Origin of the sequence: Bifidobacterium sp. ESL0728 (assembly GCF_029392015.1) — a bacterium.
Taxonomy (GTDB): domain Bacteria; phylum Actinomycetota; class Actinomycetes; order Actinomycetales; family Bifidobacteriaceae; genus Bifidobacterium.
Window position 1 is genome coordinate 856781 of the sequence record NZ_CP113925.1, and the last position, 20352, is coordinate 877132.

The 20352-nt window shown below is 50.8% G+C and carries 16 protein-coding genes; 13 read left to right on the forward strand and 3 right to left on the reverse strand.

Annotated elements, in window-relative coordinates; all coding sequences use genetic code 11:
- Window positions 1-69 precede the first annotated feature (69 nt).
- The 4 genes from OZX67_RS03085 (at window position 70) to OZX67_RS03100 (ending at window position 4222) form a co-directional block, all read left to right on the forward strand.
- Window positions 70-1020, forward strand: coding sequence for a zinc-binding dehydrogenase (locus OZX67_RS03085; RefSeq protein WP_277144067.1), 951 nt, complete (start codon window positions 70-72; stop codon window positions 1018-1020).
- A 482-nt stretch (window positions 1021-1502) separates the two neighbouring features.
- Complete coding sequence (locus OZX67_RS03090) at window positions 1503-2369, forward strand: type IV toxin-antitoxin system AbiEi family antitoxin domain-containing protein (protein ID WP_277144070.1); 867 nt, start codon at window positions 1503-1505, stop codon at window positions 2367-2369.
- 24 nt (window positions 2370-2393) lie between these two features.
- Complete coding sequence (locus OZX67_RS03095) at window positions 2394-3311, forward strand: nucleotidyl transferase AbiEii/AbiGii toxin family protein (protein WP_277144072.1); 918 nt, start codon at window positions 2394-2396, stop codon at window positions 3309-3311.
- A 311-nt stretch (window positions 3312-3622) separates the two neighbouring features.
- The gene (locus OZX67_RS03100) at window positions 3623-4222 is read left to right on the forward strand and encodes an NAD(P)H-dependent oxidoreductase (protein ID WP_277144075.1); all 600 of its coding nucleotides are present in this window, start codon (window positions 3623-3625) and stop codon (window positions 4220-4222) included.
- Window positions 4223-4304: 82 nt separating this feature from the next.
- On the opposite strand, the gene OZX67_RS03105 is transcribed toward OZX67_RS03100, so the two are convergent.
- Together OZX67_RS03105 and OZX67_RS03110 are read right to left on the reverse strand one after the other, a co-directional pair.
- Complete coding sequence (locus OZX67_RS03105; RefSeq protein ID WP_277144878.1) at window positions 4305-5516, reverse strand: CapA family protein; 1212 nt, start codon at window positions 5514-5516, stop codon at window positions 4305-4307.
- Between the two features lie 355 nt (window positions 5517-5871).
- A complete protein-coding gene (locus OZX67_RS03110; protein WP_277144077.1) occupies window positions 5872-7065 on the reverse strand; it encodes a hypothetical protein in 1194 nt (397 codons plus the stop codon).
- A gap of 288 nt (window positions 7066-7353) precedes the next feature.
- Here OZX67_RS03110 and OZX67_RS03115 point away from each other — a divergent pair, with 288 nt between their 5' ends.
- The 4 genes from OZX67_RS03115 to OZX67_RS03130 all read left to right on the forward strand — a co-directional run bounded on the left by OZX67_RS03115 (window position 7354) and on the right by OZX67_RS03130 (window position 12382).
- On the forward strand, window positions 7354-7890 hold the full coding sequence (locus OZX67_RS03115) for an NAD(P)H-dependent oxidoreductase (protein WP_277144079.1): 537 nt from the start codon (window positions 7354-7356) through the stop codon (window positions 7888-7890).
- Window positions 7891-8412: 522 nt separating this feature from the next.
- Complete coding sequence (locus OZX67_RS03120; RefSeq protein WP_277144081.1) at window positions 8413-9051, forward strand: CE1759 family FMN reductase; 639 nt, start codon at window positions 8413-8415, stop codon at window positions 9049-9051.
- A 264-nt stretch (window positions 9052-9315) separates the two neighbouring features.
- Complete coding sequence (locus OZX67_RS03125) at window positions 9316-10737, forward strand: NAD-dependent succinate-semialdehyde dehydrogenase (protein WP_277144083.1); 1422 nt, start codon at window positions 9316-9318, stop codon at window positions 10735-10737.
- Between the two features lie 259 nt (window positions 10738-10996).
- The gene (locus OZX67_RS03130; RefSeq protein WP_277144085.1) at window positions 10997-12382 is read left to right on the forward strand and encodes an NAD-dependent succinate-semialdehyde dehydrogenase; all 1386 of its coding nucleotides are present in this window, start codon (window positions 10997-10999) and stop codon (window positions 12380-12382) included.
- An 87-nt stretch (window positions 12383-12469) separates the two neighbouring features.
- Here the strand turns inward: OZX67_RS03130 and OZX67_RS03135 are convergent, their stop codons facing one another.
- Window positions 12470-13492: a LacI family DNA-binding transcriptional regulator gene (locus OZX67_RS03135; protein WP_277144087.1), complete on the reverse strand. Its 1023-nt coding sequence runs from the start codon at window positions 13490-13492 to the stop codon at window positions 12470-12472.
- 204 nt (window positions 13493-13696) lie between these two features.
- On the opposite strand from OZX67_RS03135, the gene OZX67_RS03140 reads away from it, so the two are divergent.
- The 5 genes from OZX67_RS03140 to OZX67_RS03160 all read left to right on the forward strand — a co-directional run bounded on the left by OZX67_RS03140 (window position 13697) and on the right by OZX67_RS03160 (window position 20352).
- A complete protein-coding gene (locus OZX67_RS03140; RefSeq protein ID WP_277144090.1) occupies window positions 13697-16138 on the forward strand; it encodes a glycoside hydrolase family 3 N-terminal domain-containing protein in 2442 nt (813 codons plus the stop codon).
- A gap of 85 nt (window positions 16139-16223) precedes the next feature.
- Window positions 16224-17522 carry an extracellular solute-binding protein gene (locus OZX67_RS03145; RefSeq protein ID WP_277144092.1) on the forward strand — a complete coding sequence of 433 codons (1299 nt, stop codon included), beginning with the start codon at window positions 16224-16226 and terminating at the stop codon, window positions 17520-17522.
- Window positions 17523-17666: 144 nt separating this feature from the next.
- Window positions 17667-18587: a sugar ABC transporter permease gene (locus tag OZX67_RS03150; protein WP_277144094.1), complete on the forward strand. Its 921-nt coding sequence runs from the start codon at window positions 17667-17669 to the stop codon at window positions 18585-18587.
- A 72-nt stretch (window positions 18588-18659) separates the two neighbouring features.
- Window positions 18660-19523: a carbohydrate ABC transporter permease gene (locus OZX67_RS03155; RefSeq protein WP_277144096.1), complete on the forward strand. Its 864-nt coding sequence runs from the start codon at window positions 18660-18662 to the stop codon at window positions 19521-19523.
- A 181-nt stretch (window positions 19524-19704) separates the two neighbouring features.
- On the forward strand, window positions 19705-20352 hold the full coding sequence (locus OZX67_RS03160; RefSeq protein WP_277144098.1) for a sugar O-acetyltransferase: 648 nt from the start codon (window positions 19705-19707) through the stop codon (window positions 20350-20352).

Sequence of the window (20352 nt, forward strand, 5' to 3'; positions counted from 1 at the left end):
GTTTGGCAACTAGTATTGATGTCGGTTATTTGCAAAAAGTTTATAGATAGCATTAGGAAGGTGTCCGCTATGAAAGCATGGAGATTTTACGGGACTAACAAGCCGCTGAAGCTGGAGGAGGTGCCGGAGCCGCGCGCCAAGGCGGGTGAGGTCATCGTCGACATGAAGGCAGTCGGGCTTTGCCACACGGACGTCGGGTTCCTCACCGATCCGGGCTGGATGACTGGGCACACTGTGCCGTTCACGCTCGGCCATGAGGACGCGGGCGTCATCAGCGAGGTCGGGGAAGGTGTCGAAGGCTTCAAGGTCGGCGATAGGGTTGCGATTTGCCCGACCACCTCGGCCGGCACTCCCGGCGGTAGCTTCGATGGTGGCTATGGCGAAAAGGTCGAGATAGGGGCGCAGGCGTTGGTACCGATTCCCGATTCGGTCGATTTCGTCAGGGGAGCGGCGGCCACCGATGCGGGGATGACCTCGTACCACGCCGTTGCCACGCGCGCGGCCGTGAAGAAAGGCGAGAACGTCTGCATCATCGGTGTCGGTGGACTGGGCCAGATTGGCGCTCGCGTCGCGTATCTGCTCGGCGCCAACCTCTACGTCGCCGAAGTCAAGGAGTCCGCATGGCCGATGGCCAAGGATCTGGGCGCCATCGATGTGAAGAAGTCCATTGCCGATTTCGCCGCCGACGGCATCAAGTTTGACAAGGTCATCGATTTCGCGGGCTTCGGCACTACCACGGCCCAGGCCATCGAGGCGTGCAACAAGCACGGCGTCGTGGTGCTCGTGGGCATGGGCCGGCTCGAAAGCACCATCAACACCAAGGCGCTCATCATGAGCCAGGTCGACCTGCGCGGCTCGAACGGCGGCACCAAGGAAGACATCGCCGGCGTTTACGAGCTCATGGCATCCGGCAAGCTCGACCCGGTCACCACCAAGATCCCGTTCGGCGAGATTCCCGAAGGCCTGAAGAAGCTGCAGGCCGGCGACGTCCGCGGTCGTCTCGTTGCCGTCTACGAGTGAGCAGAGAAGCAATGTCGGAATATTTTATTCAAGAAAATGTTATACATTGTGTTACTAAAGTTATAGATCTTCCCGATGGAGAGGAGGTGAAGGATGAGGGTTTCGCCATATTATTCGGCTATTCATAAGCCGCCGTTCGTTTGGCATGATGATTCAAATTGTCCTACGGGTAAGCAGATAAAGCCTGAAGACAAGCGCCATGGGCAACCTGCTGGCTATACGCACTGCAAGGATTGTCGGTAAGCGGTTTTAATGAGAGGCGTCCGATACTGGTGCCTCTCATTTTATATCCGTGGAATACGGCTATTTCGGTGTTAGGTGTCACTCGATGTTTTCCTAATTTTCATGTTTGTGCTTTATGCCTTTAAGGGCTTGGTTTGTTGTGTCCCTCAAATGATACAAACGAAGTAGCAAATGCAATAAAATTCTTTAAAAGTTATAATAGATACTTTATTTGTTGCAATATAGGATACAATTGAAGTATGAAAAGCGATAAGCTGGAAGTATCTTTCAAAGATTTGGTTGCCTCCCAGTGGGGGATGATTACCACTGCTCAAGCCGGTCGTGCCGGCATTTCCCGCTCAACGCTTTCTCGAATGGTCGGTAATGGCAAGTTGGAGAGAGTGTTTCGAGGCGTCTACAGAAGCACCAATGTCCCTGTTGATTCCAAAGAAGGACTTTATGCGGCCTGGCTGGCGCTGTCTCCAAGTCGTACCGGCGATGAGCGTATTTTCAGTGAGTCATACGATTCGGTGGTAAGTCTTGAAACGGCGGCGTGGCTGCATGGTCTTGGCGATTTTGTTCCGGAGCCTTATCGGTTCAGCATCACTGATCGTAAACAAGTCAATTCCAATGAGGTACGTTTGAAGATAAAAAAGTATCCTAAAGAATCGCTGACGATATGTGCCGGGCTGCCTACAACCACTGTCGAACAAACCGTGGCTGATTTGGTGGAAGACCATACAGATTTTTCGTTGATTCAGGATATGTTTCTTAATGCTCCGATGGAGGTTATTCAGAATCTGGACTTTGACTACATGGCCAAGCTTCTTTCTCCACTCGCTAAAAGAAACGGTTTCAAAACGAATGACGGTCAAGCGTTGTGTTTGGAGATACTCCATCCGCTTCAGGATAAGTGGGCAAAGGTGATTACGGATGTCGTTGATCGGTCTCAGCAACGTGTCGCATCACTAATACAGGAAGAACTTCTTAAGAATGCCTCAATGATTGGGGAATCGCTTTTCTCTCCACATTTGTTGAAAAATATCTCAACTTTGTCTACTGATAAGATTTTTGGTAAGACGTCGTCAAAGGATGGGCATTTGCCCGAAACAAATAAAGATAAATGAAAGTACGCCGCGAAGGAGCCGAGTATGTCAAATAAGAACGGAGTTTATTTAAGCCCTAGTGCTGTTGAATCAGCGATTAGAGAGCATGCCAAAGCCGTACATGTCCATGAACCGAACCGGAATGTTGATGATACCATTCGTCAGATTCATTATGACCGATTTCTTTGTCGCGTTTTCAGCGAAGGTGCTGAAAGTGATTGGGTCCTTAAGGGCGGAAGTGCCATGCTGGCACGTATTCCCTCGACTCGTAGAACACTTGATATAGACATTTTCCGTAATGGCTATGATCTCGATGAATCCTTAGCTGATTTGAAAAGGTTGGCTGCTATCGATTTGCATGATTATTTCACGTTCGTCTTCGATTCTGTGAGGTCTATTTCGAATGGCGATAATCAGCCATATCTCACCGGTATCAACGTTAGTTTCAAAATGTTCTTGGGTGCGAAGCAGCTTGAAAACGTCAATATAGATTTAGTGGAGCATACTGGCAAGTTGGATATCGGGAAAGCTGTAGAACCACGTAACCGAGTGAAAGTGGGTCAACTTTCCACTTTCCCATATCGTCTATATCCAATCGCAAATCAATTTGCGGATAAGGTTTGTGCTGTGGTTGAGCTCGTTAATGGGCGTGAGTCAACAAGGGTGAAGGACCTTGTTGATTTGACCATTATATTGACCACTCAATCTCTGAACGCTTCTGAGCTTTATAGGGCGCTTTTCGATGAGGCCAACAAACGTAAACTTAATTGGCCCTTGGATTTTCGTATTCCCAAATCTTGGACGGATATGCAATTTAGGAAATCTTCAAAAAATACAGGCGCCGAAAACTACAGTTTAGGAGAGACCGAATCGTTGGCGCAGAAGATGCTGAATCGGCTGTATGAATTAGGTGAGTCATCTCAAGCAGAGTGGTCGCCGGAGCAACGCAAATGGTTGGGCTGAGATTATTCCAGCCTTCTTGTCTACCTGCCAGTTTTTACAGGTATAAACGGACCCTCGATTTGAGCACTGTTAGTAGGCTTGAGGGTCACTGTTGGTTATTAGTATGACAGTTGCGCTGGATATTTTGTAACGGGTGTATTGATTGTTCGTTGTTGAACCTGCTTTTCTTGAGATTTTGAGCATGAATATTCCCATGTCGTGCAAAGTGTTAAATTCAGCGGATTTTATGCTTTCTGCTACATTTGTCGCACTATACGCAACAAACGAAGCAGTAACGTTCAAAAATCGGCTTGCGTCCGTACAATGGAGCCATGAGCAAATTCCTAGCATTTACGGCGAATCCGGATTCGGAATCGCTGACGCAATATATCGGCAAGGCGTTTCTTGAAGGCGCGGCAACCAAGGGCGCAGGCACTGAGTTCGTCGACCTGCACGCCATCGGATTCGACCCGACCTATCGCATGGCCGACCGCAAACAGTACCTCAAGGAGGGGCCGATGCCCGACGATGTGGTCGCACTGCAGAAGAAGATCCTCGACGCCGACGTCATCGCGCTGGTCTGCCCGATCTACTGGTGCTCGATGCCCGCGATGATGAAGGGCTTCACCGAGCGCGTGCTGTGCCGCCACTTTGGCTATAACCCCGACGGCAGCAAGTCCGCGATCGCCAACAAGAAATTCCGCTTCATCATGCTCACCGGCAGTTCCGAACAGTGGTACCACGATTCCGGCATTCACGACGCGATCTACAACCAGGTCATCTACTACATGTTCCACCATTATTGCGGAGTTGACGACGCAGAGCTGGTCTACGTCGACAACCTTGAGATGGCGGATCCGTCGCCTGAGGCCCATGCTGCCGCGGCCAAGCACATCGAGCGTATCAAGGAGCTTGGCGCGTCTATGGCGTAAGGGTCCTTTAGATTTTAGATAAAGTAAGAGCTGCGGAAAGCTTGCCATATTTGCTTTCCGCAGCTCTTATTATTGAGACTACCTACTTATGTTCGTCGGTAAGCCGCCACTCACGCACGACATTGTTATCCGCGCCCATGGAGTAGATGATGTCGTGGATGCGTTGCTCCTGTTTCGCGTCGGTGGCCGGGTCCCAACACACGCCGTTGGGGTGGTCGCCCGCAATCGGACACCATTGGTATTGCCCCTGCCGCTCGTTGGCTGTTGGCACCCAGTCGATGCGATTGACCCGCCAAGAACCGGGTTTGCCGCGTTTGCCTGCGAACTGGATACGCGCGCTCACGCCCTGGTTGTTGACTTCGTGGCCGGGAATGTGCGAGGTGACGGTGATGGCATTGCCAAGCCCGTAGACAATCCACGTATTGTGATATTTCTCGATCGGTTGTGCGCAGTGGCATCCGGCCCCGTAGATGACGTCGAATGCGCCGGTGTCCGCGAGTTCGTGGGCCTCCGAGATTTGCCACGAATCGGCTTTTGTCAGGTATTCCTGCACTGAATGGATGGCCATAGCCACCACGTCTGCGCCCTGCTTTCGTGCGGCCTTGGCCTTGTCGACGGCGCGCTGGATGTCGGAATCATGATGCGGATCGCCGGACTCGCGCAACCGGTCGACGCGCCAATCCTGGTCGGGCACCTCGCCGTTGAGCGACACGGTTCCGGTCACAAGCCCGAGTTTGCCGCCGCCGGTCGGTGAGTCGATGACCAGCGGTTTGACGGAATCCTCTTCGGTTTTGTACGAGCCGGTTTGCTTGATTCCAGCGGCGTCCAAGGCATCCCAAAGCCGTGTGATACCCGCCGCACCCTGGTCCCAGGAATGGTTCGTTCCGTGGGTGCAGGCGTTGTAGCCCGCATGTTGTGCAGCGTCCACAACTTCCGGCGGAATGTTGAAAACGGGATAGGCGGCATAAGGCCCGCCGCGAGGCGCGATCGGCGTCTCGAACTCGCACACCGAAATGTCGGAAGCTTGGATATACGGTTTCATATTCGTAAAGAGCGGGTCGAAGTTGAACGCGGTGCCGTCGGTCGCGGTCGGGTTGTTCGCGAAATGCTGCCAGAGATGCTCGTGGAAAAGCAGGTCGCCGTTGACAAACAAGGCGATGCAGTCGTCGTCCGGGCAGTCGGGGGAGTTGCCGTGATGCACCACCACCGGTTTCGGCGTGTTTTTCTTGTTGACGGCAACGTTCGATGAAGTCACGGCGTCGCTTGAAGCCGTCGACGCATTGTGGTGTTTCATGCCGAAGAACAGCGCTGCACCCACAACGATGAGCAGTGCCAGCACCACGATGCCCGCTCCCAAAAGTCGAGGTAGCGTCGAGGCGCTGTGAGCCGAGGCGTTGCCGGAAGCGTTGTTTGCATGCCGTGGGCCGTGTTGGGGATTGGACTTCATCGTGTCGTCCTCTTTCGTCTATTGGTCATTTCTTCATTGCCGTTTCTCTGTTTTCAAGGATACTCTTTACGTCCGTTTGGTTGAATTTCCCGTGTTTTCAGTCGCTTTGTGTCTATTTCCTACATGTTCTAATGCAATACGTTTGTTTGAATGAAGCAATGCGTTTTTGAAGAATCGCTTTGACCGTTTTGTCAACTGTCCTTTAAAACCGGTCGTATCGGTGTGCGGCATGGCGAACCATCCACGGATCGGGAGCGTAGGCATCGGCCTCCATTACGCTTTGCCCGTTTCGTTTTTTGAACATGCCATCGTCGGTTTCATATATTCGACTATCTGATATCGCTTTCAGAAAGGCGTTGGCTTCCTTGGCTGTTTCAAAAGGATAAGGGGTGGTGCACCAGATTGGGTCGGCCTCGATAATCACAGGTTGCGTCGCAGCCTTTGGGTACTGGAGACTTTGCAAATTCATATTTGATGGCTCTGCGTCGCCCGCGTTATCGGCCGTTCCCCGCGATTCCCGGAATCCCACAATGATACTGGCGTTGTCAAGATGGACTGCTTGTGCCGCTTTGGCCGCGAGAGATTCGGCGATTAAGCGGTAGGAATCATGGAATCGCGCGCCGTCGAAGACGGTGAGAATGTCATGGCTGTCTTCGTCAGCAGAACGATGAACGCAGTATCCGCTGGAAGCTACTGCTTTGTCGCCGCCTACAATGACACACCATTCTTCCGTAATGCAATCGACATGACTGCTGATTGTAATCAACGACTCGTCAGGAGCCTGCTTCAGGTCGAGTTTCAGCTGATGAAGAGTTCGCCGAGCCGCTCTGAATTCCGGCACCCGTCCGCTGCTCAATTGAGACCATGGCCGTTCGCCCAAGCCGTCCGGTAGTTCGTTCCAGGCACGAATTTGCGAAACCGGGAGGGTGATGACGCTTCGTTGCGTCAATTCTTGGGGCAGCCTGGCAAGCCAATCGGCAGCTGGTGCCTCAAAAAGCAGTGACGGCAGGTTATGTCGGGCTCGCCAGGCGTTATTGGCAATCAGCAAGTCGGGGGTGATCCAGACGGCGTTGCCGTTCTCGATTCCGCGAGCTGGTTCGAATCCGTAATCGTAAGTGGCTGTCCAATTATCGACAAGATTTTCTGATTGCGTCTGCTTCGTCGTTGATGTTTCCGGTTTTGTTTTTCTGCTAAAAGTATCCGGGAGGTCCGCTCGGTTTTCCCTATCAGGCTGCGCTTCGAACCGTGTGTGGCTAGGGTTGCGGCTCGTCTTTTGCCCGTTGTTCTCCGTCTGTGCAGAAGCGTCATGCCAATGTGAGCTATCTGTCATGTGAGCTTTGTCGAAATACTCTTTGAAAGCCTCCTGAACCCAGGAAATCGGGCTGATAATAGTCAAATCGGTGCTCAATTTCTCTCCGTTTCCGATAGGTTCCTATAAATATCTCAAGTCTACTGAACGGCTTTGAAGACCTCAGAAACGTTGCGAATACAGGTTTTGAAGGAAATTTTTTCGGAAATCGATGAAACGAAAATTAGACAGATTCAAATCCGGACGTTTATTCCCGCTTGCCTCGCAGCTAAATATGACACAAAGTCAGATCTTGTTTAGTGTTGCCTCTACAAGTTCGCTTGACGATATGAACATCGAAGCACAAAATACACAACCTTCAAAGGAGTCAATATCATGACCAAGATTGCCGTTTTCGTCGGATCGCTGCGCAAGGATTCCTATAATAAGAGCCTCGCCAAGAACATCGAGCGTCTTTCGCCCGAAGGCGTCGAGTTCGACTATATCGACATGGACCTGCCGCTTTACAACCAGGACCTCGACGGCGACATGCCCGCCAAGGTCGTCAAGATGAAGCAGCAGATCGAGGCCGCCGACGGCGTGCTGTTCGTCACCCCCGAATACAACCGCAGCTTCTCCGGTGTCATCAAGAACGCCATCGACTGGGCTTCCCGCCCCTGGGGCAAGAGCTCTTTCACTGGCAAGCCCGCGGCCATCGTCGGTGCTTCCATGGGTGCGCTCGGCACCACGCAGGCCCAGCAGGCGCTGCGCAACGTCGCCCTCTTCCTCGACATGAAGCTCATGGGCCAGCCCGAGCTCTACTTCAACGCCGCGTCCGGCCTGGACGAAAACGGCAAGGTCGTGGAGGCCTCTGAAGACTTCCTGCGCGGTTTCGCCGAGGCCTTCGCCAAGCACGTTGCGGCCGGCAAGTAAGCGTTATTGTTGGGTATCGTTCGATAGCGTTTCGTCGCGATGTTGCCATCTTCGTGGTTGTTTCGTCGCGATACCGCCATTTTTGTAGCGTTTCGTCGTGATACCACTGTCTTTTAGCGTCACGACGGAACCGGTACCGGGAACCGGATGTGGCAACCATACGCGAAGCCGTAGAATGGCACCGTTCTCCGGAACTGCCGTCCAGAACCGCTGCCAGAATAGATACGCCAAATCGTAAGCCGGATACCGAATTGCGAATGTTCGGTATTTAAAATACAAATTTTATAAAACGTTTGATGCTTTTTTGCGGTATAATTTATCTGTATTCGCGTAATGTGAATACAATCACGGTTTCCTTAGTGCTAGCTCAAGGTTTTGGCCTCGCGTCGGACGTATGAACGTGGTACGTTAGCAGATAGTTATCGTGTACTTGGATTGCCGGGAGGTGCGCCCACGCGGTGCGCTTGCAAGGCTTGAAGCAGATACCCAGAATTGAAGTTGCCAGGTGTAGGGAGGAAAACTGTGAGTCTTGAGGAGACGACAGACATTGTGGCGCTGGCCGCCAAGGCGGAAGAGGATGTGAAGCAGTACCGCTTGACGGTGGTCAATGCAGGTATTTCGGAACCTTCCAGCACGCGTCGGCTTGCCAAGGAAATCACAAAAAAGACCGAGGCTTATCTTGAGGCCACCGGCAAGGATGTCGTTGTCGAAATGATCAATCTCAAGGAGATGGCGGCTGAAATCGCCAAGGCTTCGGTCACATTTGAATCCAGCAACCGTCTTACAGCAGCCATTACTGCGGTTACTGCCGCCGACGGTCTTATCGCGGCCTCCCCGATTTATAAGGCTTCCTATTCCGGTCTGTTCAAGGAATTCTGGGATTTGGTTCCGCGCGATGCGATCACGAATATGCCGATGGTTTTGGCTGCGACCGGCGGTTCGAACCGTCATGCTTTGGTGCCAGACGTGGTGATGCGTGGTCTGTTTGCGTTCTTCCGTGCTGTTCCGACTGCCACGAGCCTTATGGCCACCAAAGAGGATTTCGATACCCCGGAACTTGAAAACCGTGAAAAGCGCGCTGCCAGTGAGCTTGGCGCTTTGATGCTTTCCGGCGTGCGCCATGAGCCCGTCGATGAGCCCAGCGAACACCTGAACTGGTGATTTCGAGAAGCTTTCAGGTTCTTTAGGTTCGGCCAGGAGTTTTTTCTTTTGTTATCGGCCCGTTGTCTATGGATGACGGACCGTTAATTTGTTTGTGAAGAATTTTTCAGCCGAGTTTCCAAGTTTTTTTGATTCCCGATATTCCTTGGATTTTCGCCATTCCGATACTCGATTTTTTCAATTTATGGGACTGATTTGCTGTCGGTGCGCTTTTCATAGATGTAATTAAGTAGTATAATAAATTTTGCCTACAAGGAGGTGGCTATGGTTTATCAAACTGTAAATCCGTATACCAATGAATTAGTCAAGGAATATCCGTTCACCACCGATGCCGAGCTTAAGAGCACCATCGATCTGGCGGACAAGACCTATCATGAGACGCAAAGCCAGCCGATCGCCGAGCGTGCCAAGATCCTGCACAACGTCGCTGCGCTCTTCCGCAAGAAGTCGGACGAGCTCTCGAAGATCTGCACGGTCGATATGGGCAAGCTCGTCGGAGAATCGGCGGGCGAGGTGGAACTGTGCGCCATCATCGCCGATTGGTTCGCCGATCACAGCGAGGAGCTCTTGAAGCCGGACAAGCTTGATAGCATCGTCGCTGGTGACGCGCAGGTACTGCACCAGTCCGTCGGCGTCGTTGTTATGGTTGAGCCTTGGAACTTCCCGTACTATCAGATTATGCGTGTCTTCGCTCCGAACTACATGCTCGGCAACACCATGATCTTGAAGCACGCGTCCAACACCCCGACCTCAGCCAAGCGTTTCTGCGAGATCGTCGAGGAGGCCGGTGCTCCGAAGGGTGCGCTCACCAACCTCTTCATGACCTATGACCAGGTCACCGAAGCTATTGAAGACCCGCGCGTTCAGGGCGTGGCGCTGACCGGTTCCGAGCGTGGCGGTGTCGCCGTCGCTGGTGCCGCTGGCAAGGCCCTGAAGAAGAGCACCATGGAGCTGGGCGGCATGGATCCGTTCATCGTCCTCGGCGACGCGGATATGAAGAACGTCAACGAGTGCGCATGGCGCGTCCGTCTCTACAACGCCGGCCAGGTCTGCACCTCGGCCAAGCGCTTCATCGTCATGGACAACGTCTACGACGAGTTCCTCGACGGCCTGATCGATGCCTTCTCGCGTGTCACTCCGGGCGACCCGATGGATCCGGCGACCACCATCGCCCCGATGAATTCGAAGCGCGCCAAGGAGAAGCTGCAGAAGACGTACGACGCTACGGTCGCCGCAGGTGCCAAGGTCGCCTACCGCTTCCCGGAGATCGATTCGGAAGGCCAGTTCTTCCGTCCGACCATCCTGACTGACATCACCCCTGACAACCCCGGCTACAAGACCGAGATGTTCGGACCTGTGGCTGCGGTCTACAAGGTCCACAGCGAAGAAGAGGCCGTGGCGCTCGCCAACGACAACCCGTACGGTTTGGGCGGCATGCTCTTCTGCGGCGACAAGAACCATGGTGCCGAGGTGGCCGCGAAGGTCTACACCGGCATGATGTTCGTCAACACCCCGCTTGCCTCGCTGCCTGACATTCCGTTCGGCGGCGTGAAGCTCTCCGGCTATGGCCGCGAGATGTCGCGCCTGGGCCAGATGGCGTTCACCAACGACAAGCTGCTCGTCACCGCGGACCGCTTCGACAAGAACAACGCCCCCGGCGCTCTCTACGCCGCACAGGATCTGTGAGTGATATTGCAGGATTATCTATAAAGTAGTCCAATTTATTGTAATCGACTAAAGAAGCCAGCTCTGTGATTATTGCGGAGCCGGCTTCTTGCTGTTTTGCGACATACCAGCCGGTTGGAAGTCTTTAATCGAGAGGGCAAACAGGTTTGTATTAATTATCACATTTCGTCGCTGGCAATTTTAACGGTTTTCATCAGTCTGTGTAAATATGCTCGATAAGATTATAAGTGTTGGTCAAAAACACTACGAGGAGGTAGCGATGACATATCAAACAGTAAATCCATATACCAATGAACTGGTCAAGGAATATCCATTCGCCACTGATGACGAGCTTGAAGCCACTTTGGCCCAGGCGGAAACCGCCTTCCAGAACGGCAAGAAACAGGCGCTCGCGGAGCGTTCCAAGATTCTGCACAACATTGCGGCGACGTTCCGCAAGCACAGCGAAGAACTGGCGAAGATCTGCACGATCGATATGGGCAAGCTCATCACCGAGTCCGCCGGCGAGGTGGAACTGTGCGCGATGATCGCCGACTGGTATGCCGACCAAGCCGAGGAACTGCTGAAGCCGGACAAGCTTGAGACCAGGTTCCCGGGCGAGGCCGAAGTACTGCATCAGCCGCGTGGCGTCATCATGATGGTTGAGCCTTGGAATTTCCCGTATTATCAGATTATGCGTGTCTTCGCTCCGAACTATATGATCGGCAACACGATGATTTTGAAGCACGCTTCCAACACCCCGACCTCGGCAAAGCGGTTCTGTGAAATGGTTGAGGAAGGTGGAGCCGCAAAGGGCTGCCTGACCAACCTGTTCCTCACCTATGATCAGGTGACCAAAGCCATTGAGAACCCCCGCGTTCAGGGTGCGGCGCTCACAGGTTCGGCTCGCGGCGGCAAGTCCGTGGCAACTGCAGCGGCTCAGTCGCTGAAGCCGAGCTCCATGGAACTTGGCGGTATGGACGCCTTCATCGTGCTCGATGATGCGAATATGGACGAAGTCGGTGCGGTCGCTTGCGGCGCAAGGCTGCAGAATTCCGGTCAGGTCTGCATTTCCTCCAAGCGTTTCATCGTCATGGACAACGTCTACGACCAGTTCCTGGCTTCGCTAATCGACAGCTTCAGCAAGGTCAAGCCTGGCGATCCACTCGACCCGTCCACGACGTTCGCGCCGATGTGCACGAAGCACGCCAAGGAGAAGTTGCAAGGTCAGTTCGATGCAGCCGTCAAAGGTGGTGCGAAGATCGAGTACCAGTATCCTGAAATCGATTCGGAAGGTCAGTTCTTCCGTCCGGTCATCCTCTCCAACGTCAGGCGCGACAACCCTGTCTACGCCGACGAGATGTTCGGCCCGGTCGCCGTGGTCTACAAGGTCCATAGCGAACAGGAAGCCATCGACCTTGCCAACGACAGCCCTTATGGGCTCGGTGGCAGCGTCTTCACCAGCGATCCGGATCGTGGCGCCCGTGTCGCCGCGCAGATTGATACTGGAACCGTCTATGTCAACAACCCGACCACCACGTTGCCTGAGCTTCCGTTCGGCGGCGTGAAGCTTTCGGGCTACGGCAACGAGTTGGGACGAGCCGGCATTCTCGCGTTCTCGACCGAAAAGATGGTGATGAAGTCCGCTCATCCGGCTGGGATGTGATTTAGTCATAAATGACGTAAAACGACGTGCTACGGAATTGGAATAAATGCTGATTCTCGTAGCACGTTTTGTTTTGGATAGGAAGCCTCAGTTCTTTTCTTCTAAGGCTGCGGTGCTGGAACGAGTAATCAGAGAAGTAGGGAATATGATGCTTTTTTCCGCATCTGCTTTTCCTTGTTTGGCGTCCAATATCATTTGCAGGGCTTGCGCTGCCATATCGCGCAATGGTTGGCGTACGGTGGTCAGTGAAGGATTCATATATGCAGCTGTCTGTACATCATCGAATCCAACCACAGAAAGGTTCTCCGGGATTTTCACGTTGAGTTGCCTTGCCGCTTCAAAGACACCCATGGCTTGACGGTCGCTTCCCGCGAAAATCGCGGTCGGAGGATTTTCCATTTGCAGAAGAGCCTTGCCTTGCGCGAGACCTTCGGTTTCATCAAAATTACCTATTTTCACCAAAGAATCGTCAATTGGTATACCTGCTTCTTCCAACGCCGCTTGATAACCGTCGAGTCGGGCTTTCGAACACATCATGTCGGTAGGGCCGGTGATGATAGCGATTCTTTTATGCCCTAAAGATATAAGATGCCGAGTTGCAATCAGACCTCCGGTCCAATTATCCGCATGAACAGACATGGACTCGGGAGATGGGTCACCAGATGGGTCCAAAATTGTATAAGGTATATTGCGAGAGCGAAGTTTATGCGTTTCGTTGGGCATCAAACTTGAAAAAACAAGTATCACTCCAATAGGGTTTCTTCTGATGACGCCATCAACCCAATCCGAAGCAGGGTGCAGTTTATTGCCGTTGACAGTGACTATGACGCTTAGTCCGTTTTTATTTGCAGCGTCTTCAAGACCTCGAAGAATCTCGATTTCCCAAAGGCTGTCAAGTTTTTGAAACACGATTTCGATGTATTGCGGATGATTGGTTTTTGATGTTTTTCGGTATCCGCTTTTCAACAAAGCACCTTCGACCTTTTGGCGTGTTTCAGTGGAAATATCTGGCTTGCCGTTCACGACTTTAGAAACCGTTGCTATTGAAACCCCTAGGGAGTCGGCTATCTGAGAAAGGGTTGGTTTCTTTTTCGCTGAATCAGTCAACATTATCTCCTAGAGGCATTTATTTTTAAAATCAAACCGAAACTTATTTGTAAATATACAGAGACATTTAGATATTGCGCTAAAGGGAAACACTATTGGTTCAACGATTTGACAAATAAGAAAAGTGAATGTATTTTTTACTTAAAACAACTTAAAAAGTAAAATAATATACGAAAATTTAAGTAAAAGTAAAGGGGTATTTTAAAAATGGTTTTCGAGAGCAACGATTCAGCGCAGATTCCCGACAAAGCTCAAAAAGGGAATGAAGGAGTGATGCCGTGGCAAAATGAAAACTTGCCGGCTGCTGCGAGGGCTAAGAATCTTGTGTCTCGTATGACCACCCATGAAAAGGTTTCTCAGCTCACATCTATCTGGAGTGGTGCCACCAATGAAGGTTATGAAGTGGCTCCTCAACAGAATGAATTGATGCAATATATAGATTTTGACGAGGCAATATCGGATGGGATTGGTCAGTTCACCAGGCCATATGGCACTGCTCCCGTGGATCCTGCTGTTGGAGCCAAAAAATTGGAGAAAATGCAGCGTAGGGCAGTGTCTTCGAACAGGTTCGGGATTCCCGCTCTTGTACATGAGGAATGTCTGACCGGTTTCACGACTTATGGTGCTACGACTTACCCGATTCCTCTTTCGTGGGGAGCCACGTTCAATCCGTCGCTCATTGAGCAGATGGCCGCGCGGATAGGCCGGAATATGGCTTCTTTGGGCGTTCACCAGGGGTTGAGTCCCCTGATGGATGTGGTTAAGGATCTTCGTTGGGGGCGTTGCGAGGAAACGATTGGTGAGGATCCGCTTTTGGTCGGCACTATTGGTACGGCCTATGTAAAAGGTCTGCAATCCTCGGGAGTCATCGCCACGTTGAAGCATTTTGTGGGATATGCCACGAGTAAAGGCGGCAAGAATCATTCCCCTTCACAGATTTCAACACGAGAATTGCTTGATGTTTTTCTACCGCCGTTTGAAATGGCGATAAAAGAAGGACATGCTCAATCGGTAATGCCTGCCTATACCGCTATTGACGGTATACCTTGTTCGGCGAATCGTGATTTGCTGACAGATGTTTTGCGCAAGTGTTTTGGATTTAAAGGTACGACGGTATCGGATTATTTCGCTATCATCCAGCTTGCAACCAATCAGCATATCGCTGCGAGTAATCTTGACGCTGCGATTCAGTCCTTCTGCGCTGGCATGGATGTCGAGCTTCCTGGCTTGATGTGCTTCGACGAGGATTTTGAAAAGGCAGTTGATGAGGGGGTCATACCGCAGGAAAGACTTGATGAGGCTGTGGTCCGCGTGCTGACCCAGAAAATCGAGATTGGTTTGCTCGACCAGGATTGGAATCCAGAGCCAAAGGCCATTGCGCATGTGGATGACGAAAAATTGGAAGGCAGCGTCAATCTTGATGAGCCCCAGAATCGTGCCTTGGCTCGTAAGATTGCGGAAGAGGCCATTATCCTCCTCAAGAATGATGGAATTCTGCCTCTCAAGAGTCATGAATATAAAAAGATCGCCGTAGTCGGGCCAGCGGCGAATGATAACCGTCCATTGTTCGGCTGCTACAGTTTTGAAAGACACGTAAGGACGAATTATCCAGAAAAGAAGCCTGGAATCTGTGCACCGACTTTGCTTGAAAAGCTCAAGGAATATCTTCCGGACTGTGATATCTCCTATGCACAAGGCGCTTCGATTATGCCTGCTGACGCCGACGGATATCCTGATGAAACGGATCTTATTGCGCAAGCAGTGGAGAACGCAAAGAATGCCGATTTGGTGATAACCGTGGTTGGCGATATCGCTGGGTTGTTCGGCAATGGAACGACCGGTGAGGGGTCCGATAGCCCGGATTTGCGGCTTTCCGGCCATCAAGAGGATTTGGTAAAGGCGATAGAGAAGACCCATACGCCCAATGTCATTGTATTGCTGACAGGCAAGCCGAGGGTGGTCACCGGGATTTACGATGAGGCGGACGCTATACTTCAGACTTTCTATCCGGGCGAGGAAGGTGCTTCGGCTCTTTCCGAAGTGCTTGTCGGGGAAGTGAATCCCTCTGGCAAGTTGCCCGTCTCCATTCCCAAGGAGTCTGGTACTCAACCGGCGACTTATCTGTCGACGCCGATTGAGAGAAATTTGCATGTGACCAATATCGACGAGGAACCCATGTTCCCGTTTGGTTACGGTCTTTCCTATACGGATTGGGAATTGTCGGAGTTTTCTGTAAGTGCGAAAGAGATTCCGACTACAGGGTCGGTTGATTTTGATATGCGATTGACCAATACCGGCAATGTTGAAGGCAGCCAGGTCGTCCAGCTTTATGTCAATGATCCCGTTTCAAGTGTGGTAAGGCCAATTGAATATCTTGCTGGATTTTGCAAGGTCGAATTGGCTGCAGGGGCATCCGAACATATCCGGTTCCACCTGCCCACTGAAGTGCTGAGTTTTACCGGTCGTGATTATCGAAGGATTGTGGAACCGGGGCGGATAGTCCTTAAAGTCGGATTTGATTCGGGTAAAGCGGAGTGCACTACTGAAATTCAAGTGACCGGGCCAGTCAGGGAGATACAGAATCGGAAAGTTTTTGGAGCTACCGCCGTCATTGGTGATAGCAATCATTCAACAAAGAAGGAGGTTTAAATAAACATTATAAATCATAATGTATAATTTATATTAATGAAATTACCTAAAGCAATTCGTCAAAGTAGACGAGAGAGGGAAAACGATGAAGTTTAATGCGTTTAAGACTGTTACGGTTTCGTTGACTTGCATCGGCATGTTGATTGGTCTGGGAGCTTGCGGATCTGGGAATGGGTCTAAAAAAGCTTCGAATGGCACCATCACCATGACAATGATGCACAACTACACCATGGGAACAAGCAAAACCTACATGGAAGATATGGCAAAGCAGTTCGAGGCCAAGCATCCCAATGTGAAGATTACCCAGCAGGCCATTCAGAACGAGGATTATGAGGGTAAGATTCAGACCGCGATGCAGGATGAAAGCTCTGCTCCCGATATCTTTTATTCTCGTGGTGGGCAGAAGTTACGTGATATGGTTGATGCCGGTCAGGTACAGGATATCACCAGTAAAGTCTCCGATACAGTAAAGAAGCAGATGAAGACCGGGCTGGTGTCCCATACCATTGACGGCAAGATTTACGGAGTGCCTTCTGACATGCAGCCCGGAGGGTTCTGGTATTCCAAGGATTTGTTCAAGCAGGCTGGGATTGCATCAGCTCCTAAAACGTTGAACGAATTGAAGGAGGACGTTGGAAAGCTGAAGCAAGCAGGAATCACTCCTATCGGTCTGGCTGCCAAGGATGCATGGCCTGTGGGACATTGGTGGTATCACCTTTCCATGCGTGAGTGCCCGGTTTCTGTCTTCAAGAATGGTATGACACAGAAGAAGTTTAGTGATCCATGCTGGACCAAGGCCGGAGACGATTTGCAGGACGTCATTAGTTGGAAGCCTTTCAACGACGGCTATCTGACTACTTCCGCACAGCAAGGAGCAAGCTCTTCTGCTGGTCTGTTGGCCAATCATAAGGTAGCCATGGAGTTGACTGTTGCCAGTGAGCCAGGTGTGATTAAGAACCTCACCCCTGATGGCAAAGACCTCGCTGATCTTGGCTTCTTCCCATTCCCTGCTGTTGAAGGTGCTAAAGGAGACCAAAAGTCCATGATGGGTGGTGCTGATGGTTTTGCATGCAGCACTAAGGCTCCGAAGGAATGCTCTGAATTCCTGAACTTCCTTTCCGAGAAAAAGAACCAGGAACAGTATGCTGTCGCGAATGGTACCATTCCTGCTTCGACAGAAGCTCAGGACGTCGTTGACAATCCGGCTCTGAAGGAAGACATCGATGCCTATAATCACGCATCGACCATGTATCTGTGGATGGACACCCAGCTGGGCACTAATGTAGGTACGGCTCTTAACACTGCGGTCGTCAATCTGCTGACTGGGAAAGGCTCCTCAAAGGACATCGTCAAGGCTGTTGAAGATGCATCCAAGAAGGGCTGATTGAATAACGAAATGTGTGTTGGAAGCGGCGATTCATTGCTGGCCGCTTCCAACACACACGATTTTGAATCTCCGTAAAATTATACTTTTTACTCGCTGGAGATATTTGTTCATCGTTGAACACGGAATGGGGAAAGACAGGTTATGGATTCGAAGAAAACGGGATTAAAGGATTCGATCCGTAAGAAAATTGAGATAACGGTATTATCGGCACCTGCATTGATTATTTTCTTAGGGTTTGTAATATTGCCAGTGATTCTGGCTGTCTATTATGGCTTTTATCGTTGGAAGGGATTTGGGACTCCGGCTCGCAACGGGCAATTTATCGGTTTTGACAACTATAAGGCGATTCTTGCCGATACCAGCTTCCAGCAGACGTTATGGCACAACGGGTTCATCGTTATCGGTTCTCTAATTGTCCAGCTTCCTTTTGCGATACTTTTTGCGTTGCTTATCAACCAAAAAATGAAGGGACGAGGCATTATTCGCACCCTCATTTTCGTTCCATACGTGGTTTCCGAGGTCATAGCCGGAACCGGTTGGTCCCTTATGCTGAGCACAACCGGAGCGGTCAACGATTTTCTCAAAAAAATAGGCATTCATGGATTGGACTGGATTGCGAATCCCAAGATAGCCATTTGGACGCTTCTTTTCATCATCTCATGGAAATACATAGGCTTCTATGTCATCCTTATGCTCGCGGGAATGCAATCGATACCCACCGAACTCTATGAAGCAGCTGAGGTCGATGGTGCTGGTTTCTGGCGCAGGCAGTGGAGCATCACTTTGCCGCTGTTGGGGCCGACAATTCGAGTCGCTGCATTCTTGTCGATGATTGGTTCACTGCAGCTTTTCGATTTGGTATATGTGATTTGGGGACAATACGTTTCTGCGACGGCAGGTACCTCAACTATGGCGACATATATGGTATTGCAAGGTCGTATGGCTTCCAACTATGGTTACGGCAGCGCGGTCGCTGTGTTGATCTTCATTATCTCGCTTGTATTGGCATTGACATATCAGAAGTTCATTCTGAGCAAGGATCTGGATGGAGCGCTCGGATGAAGACAGACGAAATGCAAAACAAGCAATATCAAGTTATTTATGGCGGAATTGATAAGCGAGGTTTGAGTAGAGATGAAATCTGAAAAAACAGCTGGGACAACATTACGTAAATCTCAGAAGAATCCTTGGGGAAGCCCAGTTACATATTTTCTCGCGCTGTTATTGATCGGTGTTTGTATCATACCGATTCTCTATATCATTCTTGGCGGGTTCCGGACGAATTCTCAAATTACCACAAATCCGTCAGGTTTACCTTCGCCATGGGTGATGACGAACTATACTTCAGTTCTTACTTCATCAACGTTCTGGACCGAACTTGTCAATTCCGTGATTGTCGCTGTTTTCACTATGTTGGGGACCGTGGCTCTAGGTTTGATGGTTGCGTTCGTCATTGCACGGTATAAGTTCAGGTTCAACAAGGCCCTGTATATGCTGTTCACTGCTGGTCTGATGTTCCCGATTACCGTGGCGATTACGCCTTTGTACCTTTTGGTCAAGGACCTCCATCTGACAAACTCATTGACGGGACTGATTCTTCCCGAAATCGCCTTTGCCTTGCCCCAGACGGTCATCATTCTGGTTCCTTTTCTCAAAGCCATACCAAATGAATTGGAAGAAGCTTGTGCCTTGGACGGCTGCTCAAGACTTGGCTTTTTCTGGAGGATGGTTGTACCTCTTTCCATGCCTGGCGTCGCAACCACGGGTATATTGACCTTTGTGACGAGCTGGAATTCTTATATGCTTCCTCTGTTCCTGATCAATTCGGAAGGCAAGTACACGCTTCCGTTGGGTGTTCAGCTTTTCAGCTCGCAGTATTCTGTCGATACCGCAAAAGTTCTTGCTTTTACGTCGGTTTCAATGATTCCTGCTCTGGTTTGCTTCACTATTTTCCAAAAGCAGATAGTCGGAGGTTTGACCGGTGCGATAAAGGGCTAAATCAATATTTGTCTATAAACATTACTTTCCGGTCGGTTATCTACAATGTAGATTGCTGGCCGGAATTTGTATGGTTAATGTCCTTTAAGGTATTTGCTGATTAGAGTTCTTGCTGCTGTAAAAGATAATAATGAGGAATCGCGAAACCGACAAAATAGAGATTGTAAGGATTTAAGTCACGATGGAAGATGAAGTCGAAAAGCTGAAGGCAAAATATCTGGATTTCGCGAAATTGTTCAATGACGAATGGCTGCAATATCGCAAGTCCGAGATTCTGCCGAAATTGACTTGGGAATCGCAATCGACGTGCTCCAAAATCAACCAGATCTATTTTGATGATCCGGATGAGGCGATGCGTCTGTTCCGTAAACTCGTGCCCGGAGCTGCGGAAAGTGTTGATTTTAGGCCACCGATTTATTTGGATTACGGGCTAGGTCTGAAAATCGGAGAACGCACGTTCATCAATATGGATTTGCTCATTGTCGGGGGAGGGCCGATAACAATCGGTTCCGACTGTCTGATTGGCACACGATGCAGCATCTGCACGCCCAACCACGCCGTGCCCATCAAACCACGGCTTGAAGGCTGGCAACGCAACGAGGACGTGATCATCGGCAACAATGTCTGGCTTGGTAGCAACGTGGTGGTCTGCCCGGGTGTGACGATTGGCGACAACTCTGTCATCGGTGCCGGTTCGGTGGTCGTCCACGACATTCCCGCCAACAGTGTTGCCGTCGGCAATCCTTGCAAGGTCATTCATGAAGTTCCGAAGGACTGGAATGCCGACGAGTGGAAGGCCGCAATGAACGGGGCGTCTGAATCTGATTAA

Excerpts from the sequence above, each read along its gene's own strand:
- OZX67_RS03085 (WP_277144067.1), top strand. The coding sequence starts at position 70 with ATGAAAGCATGGAGATTTTACGGGACTAACAAGCCGCTGAAGCTGGAG.
- OZX67_RS03090 (WP_277144070.1), top strand. The coding sequence starts at position 1,503 with ATGAAAAGCGATAAGCTGGAAGTATCTTTCAAAGATTTGGTTGCCTCC.
- OZX67_RS03095 (WP_277144072.1), top strand. The coding sequence starts at position 2,394 with ATGTCAAATAAGAACGGAGTTTATTTAAGCCCTAGTGCTGTTGAATCA.
- OZX67_RS03100 (WP_277144075.1), top strand. The coding sequence starts at position 3,623 with ATGAGCAAATTCCTAGCATTTACGGCGAATCCGGATTCGGAATCGCTG.
- OZX67_RS03105 (WP_277144878.1), bottom strand. The coding sequence starts at position 5,516 with ATGAAACACCACAATGCGTCGACGGCTTCAAGCGACGCCGTGACTTCA.
- OZX67_RS03115 (WP_277144079.1), top strand. The coding sequence starts at position 7,354 with ATGACCAAGATTGCCGTTTTCGTCGGATCGCTGCGCAAGGATTCCTAT.
- OZX67_RS03125 (WP_277144083.1), top strand. The coding sequence starts at position 9,316 with ATGGTTTATCAAACTGTAAATCCGTATACCAATGAATTAGTCAAGGAA.
- OZX67_RS03130 (WP_277144085.1), top strand. The coding sequence starts at position 10,997 with ATGACATATCAAACAGTAAATCCATATACCAATGAACTGGTCAAGGAA.
- OZX67_RS03135 (WP_277144087.1), bottom strand. The coding sequence starts at position 13,492 with ATGTTGACTGATTCAGCGAAAAAGAAACCAACCCTTTCTCAGATAGCC.
- OZX67_RS03140 (WP_277144090.1), top strand. The coding sequence starts at position 13,697 with ATGGTTTTCGAGAGCAACGATTCAGCGCAGATTCCCGACAAAGCTCAA.
- OZX67_RS03145 (WP_277144092.1), top strand. The coding sequence starts at position 16,224 with ATGAAGTTTAATGCGTTTAAGACTGTTACGGTTTCGTTGACTTGCATC.
- OZX67_RS03150 (WP_277144094.1), top strand. The coding sequence starts at position 17,667 with ATGGATTCGAAGAAAACGGGATTAAAGGATTCGATCCGTAAGAAAATT.
- OZX67_RS03155 (WP_277144096.1), top strand. The coding sequence starts at position 18,660 with ATGAAATCTGAAAAAACAGCTGGGACAACATTACGTAAATCTCAGAAG.
- OZX67_RS03160 (WP_277144098.1), top strand. The coding sequence starts at position 19,705 with ATGGAAGATGAAGTCGAAAAGCTGAAGGCAAAATATCTGGATTTCGCG.